8 protein-coding genes are annotated in these 10249 nt (G+C 72.4%); 6 read left to right on the top strand and 2 right to left on the bottom strand.

From position 1 onward, the window contains the following. Positions 1-31 precede the first annotated feature (31 nt). A complete protein-coding gene (eccD, locus tag ACQPY0_RS06635; protein WP_432985964.1) occupies positions 32-1417 on the bottom strand; it encodes a type VII secretion integral membrane protein EccD in 1386 nt (461 codons plus the stop codon). A gap of 126 nt (positions 1418-1543) precedes the next feature. Here eccD and eccCa point away from each other — a divergent pair, with 126 nt between their 5' ends. The 4 genes from eccCa (at position 1544) to ACQPY0_RS06655 (ending at position 7951) form a co-directional block, all read left to right on the top strand. Further along, positions 1544-5497 carry a type VII secretion protein EccCa gene (eccCa, locus tag ACQPY0_RS06640; RefSeq protein WP_432985966.1) on the top strand — a complete coding sequence of 1318 codons (3954 nt, stop codon included), beginning with the start codon at positions 1544-1546 and terminating at the stop codon, positions 5495-5497. An 81-nt stretch (positions 5498-5578) separates the two neighbouring features. Then, on the top strand, positions 5579-6220 hold the full coding sequence (locus tag ACQPY0_RS06645) for a hypothetical protein (protein ID WP_432985968.1): 642 nt from the start codon (positions 5579-5581) through the stop codon (positions 6218-6220). 13 nt (positions 6221-6233) lie between these two features. After that, positions 6234-7688: a hypothetical protein gene (locus tag ACQPY0_RS06650; RefSeq protein WP_432985970.1), complete on the top strand. Its 1455-nt coding sequence runs from the start codon at positions 6234-6236 to the stop codon at positions 7686-7688. A 17-nt stretch (positions 7689-7705) separates the two neighbouring features. After that, on the top strand, positions 7706-7951 hold the full coding sequence (locus ACQPY0_RS06655) for a hypothetical protein (protein WP_432985972.1): 246 nt from the start codon (positions 7706-7708) through the stop codon (positions 7949-7951). 129 nt (positions 7952-8080) lie between these two features. On the opposite strand, the gene mycP is transcribed toward ACQPY0_RS06655, so the two are convergent. Then, positions 8081-9415 (bottom strand): type VII secretion-associated serine protease mycosin, encoded by a 1335-nt coding sequence (mycP, locus tag ACQPY0_RS06660; RefSeq protein WP_432985973.1) that lies wholly within the window; start codon positions 9413-9415, stop codon positions 8081-8083. A 92-nt stretch (positions 9416-9507) separates the two neighbouring features. Here mycP and ACQPY0_RS06665 point away from each other — a divergent pair, with 92 nt between their 5' ends. Next, a complete protein-coding gene (locus tag ACQPY0_RS06665) occupies positions 9508-9912 on the top strand; it encodes a YbaB/EbfC family nucleoid-associated protein (RefSeq protein WP_432985975.1) in 405 nt (134 codons plus the stop codon). Next, positions 9909-10238, top strand: coding sequence for a hypothetical protein (locus ACQPY0_RS06670; protein ID WP_432985977.1), 330 nt, complete (start codon positions 9909-9911; stop codon positions 10236-10238). The genes ACQPY0_RS06665 and ACQPY0_RS06670 overlap by 4 nt, the downstream gene beginning before the upstream one ends. Positions 10239-10249 lie beyond the last annotated feature (11 nt).

The following is a 10249-nucleotide window of genomic DNA, read 5'->3' on the forward strand; positions in this document are numbered from 1 at the left end:
CCCGCCCGGACAGCGAGTGCGGCGGGACCGCTCAGCCGGCCAGGCCGCGGACCCAGGCGTAGACGCCCAGGACCTGGCAGACGATCGGGATCGTGGCCAGGACCAGCAGGACGTCGAAGATGTCGGCCAGGCGGCCCAGGTAGACCGAGGGCGGCCGCACGCTGTAGCGCATCCCGGCCGTCACCGCCGCCACCGCGACCAGCAACAGTCCCACGCCGACACCCACCTGCACCGGCAGGTCGGCGTCGGCCAGCCGGGCCATCAGCAGCACCAGCCCGGCCAGGCCGGTCAGCAGCAGCGGCAGCCGGTGCCGGACCGTGCCGAACAGCCGGGCCCGCAGCATGTTCGCCGCCGCCACCACGAAGACCAGCACGCCCGCCACGACGCCCGGCTCGCGGCTGATCAGCCAGAACGACACGACGTTGAGCACGGCGAAGGCGAACAGCAGGCCGGTGAAGATCTCGTCGGCGCGGGCGACGGTGGCGTAGGTCGTCACCGCGGGCGGCACCGGCTCCTGCTGCAGCAGGTCGTCGCTCGTGCGGGGCAACTGCGGCACTGGTACCTTACCCAGCCGCACCGAGGCGAGCGGCAGCGCGGGCGCGAGCAGCACCAGCAGGCCGACCAGGGCCGCGGCGCACTCGGCGGCGCCCAGGGAGGTGAGCGCGAGCAGGCCGGCGAGAACGCCCAGGGCGCCGATGACGATGCCGGCCACGAAGAGACGGACGTGGGCGCCCACCGCGAGGTATCCGATGACCGCGAAGACCAGCAGCGCGCCCGCGCCCACGAGCAGGTGGGGCGCGCCGAGGCGGGAGAGCTTCTCGTCGCCGCCGAGCAGCAGCAGGCCACCGGCGAACGCGTAGACCAGGCCGGCGGCGCCCAGCGTGGCGCCGGCGGTGGCGTCGGACATCGCGCGGGACAGCACGAAGCCGCCGGTGAGCAGGCCCGCGGCGACGACCAGGGCGACGATCGCCGGGACGGTCCACGACGGGCCGGCGAAGAACAGCAGCGCCAGGGTGCCCAGGAGCAGCAGCAGGCCGGTGGCGAGGCCGGTGATCCGGGTCGCGGCGGGGGTCCAGGCGGCGCCGTAGCGGCGGGCGCCGGCGGCGATGGCGTCGACCACGTCGTCGTACTCGAGCTCGGGCCACTCCTCGTAGCGCGGCGCGAGGTGCAGGATGTCACCGTCGTGGATGTCCTGGGCGGCCAGCGTGCGGCTCATGTCCAGCGTGCTGCCGTCCGTGCGGCGCAGGACCCAGCCGCCGTGGTCGAGGCCGTCGTCGGCCAGGGCCTCACCGGCCCGGGGCAGCACACCGGGCAGCAGCATGGCCAGCGGGATCTGCTCCGGCAGCGCCAGGTCGAGCCGCCGTTTCGGTGCGGCGAGCACCACCCGAGCCAGCCCGGCACCCACGTTCTCGGCCATCGCCCCGTCCTCTGCGCCTCATCGAGAGTGCCCAACCTAGCAGCCCTCTGGTTAGCATGTGTCCTGGTGCCGGGCCGAAGAGAGCGTCCGGGCATCGAACGGGTTCGACGGGGAGGATGAGCTCGAGTGAGCACTGTCGTGCGCCGCAGGCCCTCGCGGCGGGCCGAGCCCGAGTATCCCTCGGGCGAGGTGCTGCTGGAGCCGCCGCCCGAAGTGCCGCCGCCCACCGGCAAGGGCTGGGCGCAGATGCTCATGATGATCCCGATGCTGGCCGGGTCCGGCTCGATGGCGCTGATGTTCGCCGGGCAGCGCGGCGGTCCCCTGGCCTACATGACCGGCGCGATGTTCGGCCTGTCCGCGATCGGCATGCTCGCCTCCCAGTTCGGCCAGCACGCGGGCCCCGGCCGCCAGGAGATGCTGCTGGCCCGGCGCAACTACATGCGCCATCTCGCCCAGCGCCGCCGGCAGGTGCGGCGGGCCGGTCAGAAGCAGAGGGCGACGCAGCTGTACCGCTACCCCGACCCGGACGCCCTGTGGTCGATCCCGGCCGGCCAGCGGCTGTGGGAGCGGCGGCCCGGCGACGCCGACTTCGGCATGGTGCGCATCGCGCTCGGACCCCAGGACCTCGCGACCCCGCTGGTGCCGCCGGCGAGCAAGCCGCTGGAGGACCTCGACCCGATGTGCGCGGTCGCGCTGCGGCGGTTCCTCACGACGTATGCGACCGTCGAGGACCTGCCCATCGTGATGGCGCTCGACGGCTTCGCCCGGGTCTACATCCAGGGCGAGCCCGAGCAGACCCGGGCCCTGGCCCGCGCGATCATCGCCCAGGCCGCGACCTTCCACTCGCCCGACGACCTGCTCGTCGCCGCCTGCGTCGGCCCCGCCGGCACGGGCCTGTGGGAGTGGGCCAAGTGGCTGCCGCACGCGATGCATCCCAACCGCAACGACGCGCTCGGGCAGCTGCGGCTGGTCTCGCCCAACGTGCCCGGCCTGGAGGCCATGCTCGACGACGTGCTGGGCAACCGGCCGCGGTTCAACCCGGTCGGCAGCGCGGACCGCAGCGGCGGCGCGCACCTCATCGTCGTGCTCGACGGCGGCGACGTGCTCGGCTCCGACCATCTCATGACGGAGGGCGGCGTCGAGGGCGTCACGGTCCTGGACCTGTCGACCCCGCCGCCGCGGCTGCTCGACCAGACGGCGCTGGTGCTGACCATCGAGGCCGACGGCACGCTGTCCAGCAGCACCTTCGAGGGCAAGGCCGAGGTCGGCAAGGCGGACAGGCTCAGCCTGGCCGAGATGGAGGGCCTGGCGCTGCAGCTCTCGCCGCTGCGCCTGTCGGCCGCCTCGCGCACCGAGCAGCGTACGACCGGCACCATCGACCTGGCGGACCTGCTGGAGATCGGCTCGCCGGAGGACTACGACCCGCTCCGGCACTGGGTGCCGCGGCCGCAGCGCGACCGGCTGCGCGTGCCGATCGGCTGGTCGCCGGACGGCACCATGGTCGAGCTCGACCTCAAGGAGTCGGCGCAGGACGGCATGGGCCCGCACGGCCTGCTCATCGGCGCCACCGGCTCCGGCAAGTCCGAGCTGCTGCGCACGCTGGTGCTGGCGCTGGCCGTCACGCACAGCTCGGAGCTGCTCAACTTCGTGCTCATCGACTTCAAGGGCGGCGCGACCTTCACCAAGCTCGACGTGCTGCCGCACACCAGCGCGGTCATCACCAACCTCGAGGACGAGCTGCCGCTGGTCGACCGCATGACCGACGCCATCAACGGCGAGCTGCTGCGCCGGCAGGAGCTGCTGCGCAAGGCGGGCATGTATGCCAGCCAGCGCGACTACGAGAAGGCCCGCACGGCCGGCGCGCCGCTGCAGCCGCTGCCGAGCCTGCTCATCATCTGCGACGAGTTCAGCGAGCTGCTCACCGCCAAGCCGGACTTCATCGACATGTTCGTGCAGATCGGGCGGGTCGGGCGCTCACTGGGAGTACACCTTCTGCTGGCCTCGCAGCGCCTGGAGGAGGGGCGCCTGCGGGGTCTGGACACCCACCTGTCGTACCGCATCGGCCTGCGGACCTTCTCGGCCGTGGAGAGCCGCATCGTCCTGGGCGACGTCGCCGCGTTCGAGCTGCCCCGCTCGCCCGGCCACGGCTACCTGCGCTTCGGCACCGAGCCGCTGCGGCGCTTCCGGGCCGCGTACGTCTCCGGGGTGTACCGCCGCGACACCGCCGTCGCCCTGGCCGCCTCCGGGGGCGGGCCGGTCGTGCGCGACTACGTCAGCGCGTACGTCGCGCCGCCGGTGACCGAGGAGCCGGTGGTCGTCAAGGAGGAGGAGAACGCGGTCGGCGAGAGCATGCTCGACATCCTCGTCGACCGGATGCGTGGCAAGGGCATGCCGGCCCACCAGGTGTGGCTGCCGCCGCTGGCCGAGCCGCCCACCCTCGACACGCTGCTGCCCTCGCGCGCGGCCGACCCCGAGCGCGGCCTGACCGTCGGGGTCCCCGAGCTGCAGGGCAGCCTGCACGCGGTGATCGGCATCGTCGACCGCCCGCTCGATCAGCGCCGCGACCCGGTCTGGTGGGAGCTCGCGGGCTCGGCCGGGCACGCGGTCGTCGTCGGCGGCCCGGGCAGTGGCAAGAGCACGGTTCTGCGCAGCCTGATTCTGAGCCTGGCGCTGTCGCACACCCCGCGCGAGGCGCAGTTCTACTGCCTGGACTTCGGCGGTGGCGCGCTCGGCTCGCTGCGGGAGGTGCCGCACGTCGGCGGCGTCGCCACGCGCCTGGACCCGGGCGCGGTCCGGCGTACCGTCGCGGAGCTCTACGTCCTGCTCGCCGAGCGTGAGCGGCGCTTCGCCGCGGCGGCGGTCGACTCGATGGCGACCTACCGCCGCGCCCGCCGCGCGGGGCAGTACACCGACGACCCGTTCGGCGACGTGTTCCTGGTCATCGACGGCTGGTCGACGATCCGCTCCGACTTCGAGGACCTCGAGGGGCCGATCAACGAGCTGACCAACCGCGGCCTGACGTACGGCGTCCACGTGATCGCCTCGGCGACCCGCTGGAACGACGTCCGGCCCGCGATCCGCGACCTCTTCGGCAGCCGCATCGAGCTGCGGCTGGGTGATCCCAGCGACTCGCAGGTCGACCGGCGGGCGGCGATGAACGTGCCCGACCGCACCCCGGGCCGCGGCATCGTCCCCGGCGGCCTGCAGTTCCTCGGCGCCCTGCCGCGCGTCGACGGGCAGGAGACGGCCGACGACCTGTCCGACGGCGTCGAGAAGCTGGTCGCGGAGATCCGCCAGGCCTGGCCCGCGGCGGGCGCACCGCCCGTGCGGCTGCTGCCCTCGACGCTGCCGTACGAGAGCCTGCCGGTCACCGACCGTGAGCGCTCCGGCATCCCGATCGGCATCGCCGAGGCGGACCTGCGCCCGGTCTGGGTGGACTTCGACGCGGACCCGCACTTCCTGCTCTTCGGCGACTCGTCGTCGGGCAAGAGCTCGTTCCTGCGGGCCTTCGGCCAGTCGCTCATCGACCGCTACGAGCTCAACGAGGCTCGCATGATCGTGGTCGACTACCGGCGCAGCCTGCTCGGCGCGTTCGACAGCAAGCATCTCATCGGCAGCGGTACGTCCGCCCAGACGGCGCAGACGATCATGACCGAGGTCGTGTCGGTGCTCAAGAGCCGGCTGCCCGGGCCGGACGTGACGATCGAGCAGCTGCGCACCCGCAGCTGGTGGAAGGGGCCGGAGCTGTACGTCCTCGTCGACGACTACGACCTGGTCGCCGGGGGCAGCACGAACCCGATCACGCCGCTGCTGGAGTTCCTCAGCCAGGCCCGCGACGTGGGCCTGCACCTGATTCTGACCCGGCGCACGGGTGGCGCCAGCCGCGCACTCTACGAGCCGGTGCTGATGCGGCTGCGGGAGCTCGGCTCGCCCGGCGTGCTGCTGTCCGGCGAGCGCGACGAGGGAGCGCTGCTGGGCAACGTGCGCTCGTCGCATCAGCCGCCCGGGCGGGGGTACTACGTGACGCGCAAGGAGGGCGGACGACTGGTCCAGCTCGCCTGGCGGCCGCCTCCGGCCTGATGAACCCGGTTTCGGGTGGCGATTGTTTAGTACGATTGAGTACGTTCGATTCGGTTGGATCTCGGCCGGCGGGGAGGGCTCATGAGGGACGACTACAACACGCAGGACCTGCCGGGTCACGACACATGGAGACCGGTCGACCATTCGCCGATCCAGGTCAACGTGGCGAGTCTCAAGGACTACGTCATGCTGGTCGGCAAGGAGGTCGAGGACTTCAACACCAACCTCAAGAGCGGCGTCGTGCCCATGACCAAGGTCCAGTCGACCTTCGCGGGCTTCGGTGAGGGCAAGCTGTATCGCGGGACGCACCTCAAGGCCGTCAACGCGGTCGGCGAACTGCTCAAGGACGTCTCGTTCAGCCTCAATGCGATCGTGCAGGCGTCGCTGGGGATCTACTACGAGTACCTGGGCGGCGACGACCTGGGCAAGGCCTCCGTCGACGACGTCTACGACGTGTTCTGGCCCTCCGACGGGCGCCCCACGCTGCAGGACCAGGTGAAGTCCAACGAGCCGGAGACCACCGATCAGCCCTTCACCGGCTCGGCGAACGCGGCCGAGCACCGCATGCAGACCGACCCCGCGACGGCGAGCGACCCGGGCTCGACGTACTTCAACAACTGGGACCAGGGCTTCACGGTCGGCGAGGGCGACGGTGCCTACACGGTGTACGGCAACCAGTCGGACATGATGGGCGCCCCCGAAGATCCGTTGAAGAACAAGTGAGGCGGGGGACCAGATGACGGACCAGTATTACGGATACGTGCCGTACCAGCTTCCGCCGAGCGTGTCGCAGTACGACGACTACTCCTCCGCGATGGGCATCGTGGAGTACCAGCCCACCGAATGGGACGCGGAGTCCACGACCATCGAGATGATGTGGCCGTGGATCCAGATCGACTCGGACGCCCGCGCGACCGCGCTCGCGGACATGTGGCGCCGGGTCTACAACCTGCTGGACAACACCAGCAGCAACCTGCGCCGCTACACCGACGAGCTCGCCTCCAAGTGGAACTCGGACGCGTCCAAGGTTTTCCTGCGCGAGATCGGCGCCTCGCTGTCCTCGATCGACGAGTGGAAAGAGGTCGCGCAGACCAACGCGACCGGCCTCGACGTGCTCGCAAGCACCATCGCCTTCGACCAGAAGCGGGCGCTCACGGTCTGGAACGAGTACGTGCTGGCGATCAACCATCCGGGCAGCGTCGAGGGCAGCGACTTCAAGCCGCCGCGCGGCCGGGGAGGGCAGAAGGAGAAGGACGACGACCGCAAGAAGCGGCTGATCAAGCACTACACCGAGCAGATCAAGCCGCACATCAAGGACCTCGCCGACACCTATCTGCTGGTGTACTTCAACTACCTGACCTGGGGCACGCGGTACAAGGGCCCGACCAACGCGGCCATGGCCAAGCAGCCGACGATCAACCCCGGCGGCCCCGGCGGCAGCCTCCCCCCGCCGCCGATCCTGCCCCCGCCGAGCTTCCCGAAGGTCGACCCGCCGAACACCCAGGCCCAGCTGCAGGCCCAGCTCGCCCGCCTCGGCCTGCCCGGCTACGACCCGGACCACGCGCTGACCCTCGCCGGTGGCGCCGTCGCGCCGCCGCTGCCGCCCCTGCCGGAGCTGCACCTGCCCGGCCCGCCGGTCACCGGCCCCACACCGCAACTGCCCGGCCTGCCCGGCCTGCCGGGCCTGCCCGGATTCCCGGGCGGCCCCAACCCGCGCGGCGGACTGGCCGGTCTTGACCCGGCCGAGGCCAGCTCGCGGCTGGGCCCCGGCGGCACGCGTCCACAGCTGCCCGGCCGGCCGAACCTCTCCGGCCTGCGCCCGCCACCCGGCGCCGGCGGTGCCCGCCCGCCGATACCCCCGGCCGCGGCAACCCCAACCTGCGCGGTGCCAAGGGCCGCCTGCCCGGCGGCGTCCACGGCCCCGACCTGCGCGAGGAGATGCCCCGCTCGGGCCTGCCCCGCAGTCCGCAGCCGCCCCGCCTGGGCGGCCGCCGCGGCGGCGGACCCGCCGGCCACGTGGGCCCGGAGAACGAGCGCCTGGGCGGGCGCGGCATGCCGCCCGGCGCCCGCGGTGCCGGCGCCCCCGGCGAGCGCCTCGCCGGACGCCGCGCGCCCGGCCTGCCGATCGAGGAGCAGGAGGCGTTCAACCGCCAGGCGCAGCGCCCGGCCCTGGAGGGCCGCGGCGGCCTGAAACGCCCGACCGGCCCCGTGCCCGAGGGCGAGGGCCGCGCCCCGACCCTGCGCGGCCGCGGCGGCGCCGGCGATTCGCCGTTCGGGCCGCAAGCCCGGCAGCATTCCGGGCAGCGGCGCGACCAGCGAGCCGACTACGGCCCCGAGGCCGAGGCGGGGGAGGACGAGCTGTGGGCACTCGAGCGCCCCAACCAGGGCGTCATCGACACGCCGCACGTGCCTCCGCCCCCGACCGAGCAGGGCCCGGCGCTGGGCCGCTCCTGAACTGAGGCACTGACCGAAGACCGTGGCCGCCGGGAACTTCCCCGGCGGCCACTCCCCACCAGCCGGCCGACCCCGCGTCACGCAGAGCCGTTGACGTCCGTGCGTGTCGCGGGGGCGGGGGCGGCTCGGTCAGTCGGTGCGGGAGCGGTTCGGCAGGGCGAAGAACACGTCCTCCGGCTCGATGTCCGGGTCGCGCTGCGGGCGCGGGGCCTCGCGAACCTCGCCCGGGCGCCAGGCGCGCACCCGGCCGCGGCGGACCGCGGCGCGGAGGGCGAAGATGACCAGCGCGGCCAGCAGCACCGCCAGACCCGCGATCAGAGCGATGCGCCCCGCGGTCTGCCAGCGGCTCAGCCGGGCGGCCGCGGCCGGATCCGTCGCGGCGGGCGGGATCGGCGTGGGGCTCACGGCCTCGTCCTTCGACGGGCGCTCGAAGACGGCGCGATAGGGGTCGACCATGCCGTACCCGAACTCGTTGCTGCGCCCCGCGCCGGCCATGCGGTCCGCCGTCACCTGCAGCCGCCAGGAGACGTCGGAGTTCTTGAGGTTCGGCTGCGACGCCCACACCAGGGCCGCGGCGCCGCTGACGATCGGGGCCGCGAAGCTCGTGCCCTTCCAGTACTGGTGGCCGCTCACCCGGGTCGCGCCGAGCACGAGGTTGCCGGGGGCGGCGATGTCGACGTAGGGGCCGACCTGGGACTCGTCGACGCGGGTGCCGTCCTGGTTGACGGCCGCGACGCCCAGGACGCCCGGGTAGCCGGCCGGGTACGACGCCGGGTCGGAGGGGATCGGATTCTTCGCCGAGCCGATCGACGGCGGGCTCTGCTGCGCGGTGACGTGATGGTTGCCGACCGCGGCGACGACCAGGCAGCCCTTGGTATTGATCGCGTAGTCGACCGCCTGCGCGACCACGGGGTAGTCGGCGTCGAGGCTCAGCGAGATGTTGATGATCCGGGCGTTCTGGTCCGCGGCGTAACGGATCGCCTTGGCGAACACGTCGGGCGTCACGGCCTCGCCGTTGGTGCCCTCCTCGTGGTCCGACACCCGGATCGGCAGGATCTTCACGCCCTGGGCCAGGCCCTCGAAGCCGACGCCGTTGACATGCTTGGCGGCGATGAGGCTGGCCACGGCCGTGCCGTGCGAGGTGCAGTCGAAGTCCGCGCCGGCCGCGTTGCGCAGGAAGTCGAAGCCGGGCAGCACCTGCCCCGCGAGCTGCGGGTGGGCGTTGTCGACGCCGGAGTCGACGACCGCGACGGTGATGCCGGCGCCGGTCGTGGTCGGCCAGATGCGCTGGGCGCCGAAGGCCTGCTGGGGCCAGGGCGTGTCCTTGACCACATCGCCCGGTTTGGCGGGGTTGTTGCACACCCCGGCCGGCGGCGGGCCGGCGGTCGCGCGGGCGGGCACCCCAAGCGTCGAAACCGCGGCGGCGAGCGCGGCGATGGCGGCGAACCAACGCTTGCGCTGCACGTCGTGGCCCCTCTACGCATCGATTCGTACTGGTGACGTATTGCCGTTGTTGAGTATCGTACGGTTGGACGGCTTGCGACGGGGAGGGCACCTTGGACAACCGTGCGCTCCAGGCGCGCGCAGACGAGCTGCTCGGCGAGCTCGACCGGCTGCGCGGCGGCATGAAGACGCTCCAGCAGCAGCTCCAGTCGATCACGGCCACGGCCAAGTCGGACGACGGGTTCATCACCGCTGTCGTCGGGCCGCGCGGGCAGCTCATCCGCCTCGACATCGACGCGCGCGTCTACCGCCGGCCCGACTCGCGCCAGCTCGCCTCGTCGATCATGAAGACGATCCAGGCGGCGACGCAGGACGCCATGCAGCAGGTCACGGAGGCGTGCAAGCCATACATGCCCGAAGCTGACATCCAGGCTCACCTGTCGTTCGATCTCGAGGGCATGACCCACAAGCTCGACTCCGAACTGGGTCTGCTCGACGTGGAGAAGGAGAAGCGATGACAGCCGACAACACCGCGGTCAACCCCACCGAGGCCCTCAGCGGCGCGTCGCAGATGACCAACGTCGGCGACACGATGCTCACGAAGTGGCGGACCCTGCGCGCGCGCATCGACGAGCTCAACGTCTCCAAGCCCTGGGGTGACGACGACCCCGGCAAGAACTTCAACAAGAACTACCTGGAGGGCGACAACCCGCCGGCCACCAGCGTGCTGGAGGGCGGCGAGAGCATGGTCATCGCCGTGTCCAAGCTCGGGGAGCAGGTCCGCGAGGGCGTCCAGGGCGTCGTCGACATCGACGATCTCACCGCCGAGTGGTTCAAGAAGTAGCGCGGCCCCAC

The sequence above is a fragment of the Dactylosporangium sp. CA-233914 genome (assembly GCF_050942935.1).
In the GTDB taxonomy this organism is placed as follows: domain Bacteria; phylum Actinomycetota; class Actinomycetes; order Mycobacteriales; family Micromonosporaceae; genus Dactylosporangium.

What these genes read in the sequence shown, in the direction of transcription:
- eccD (WP_432985964.1), bottom strand. Translation starts at nt 1,417, where the DNA reads ATGGCCGAGAACGTGGGTGCCGGGCTGGCTCGGGTGGTGCTCGCCGCA.
- ACQPY0_RS06645 (WP_432985968.1), top strand. Translation starts at nt 5,579, where the DNA reads ATGAGGGACGACTACAACACGCAGGACCTGCCGGGTCACGACACATGG.
- ACQPY0_RS06650 (WP_432985970.1), top strand. Translation starts at nt 6,234, where the DNA reads ATGACGGACCAGTATTACGGATACGTGCCGTACCAGCTTCCGCCGAGC.
- ACQPY0_RS06670 (WP_432985977.1), top strand. Translation starts at nt 9,909, where the DNA reads ATGACAGCCGACAACACCGCGGTCAACCCCACCGAGGCCCTCAGCGGC.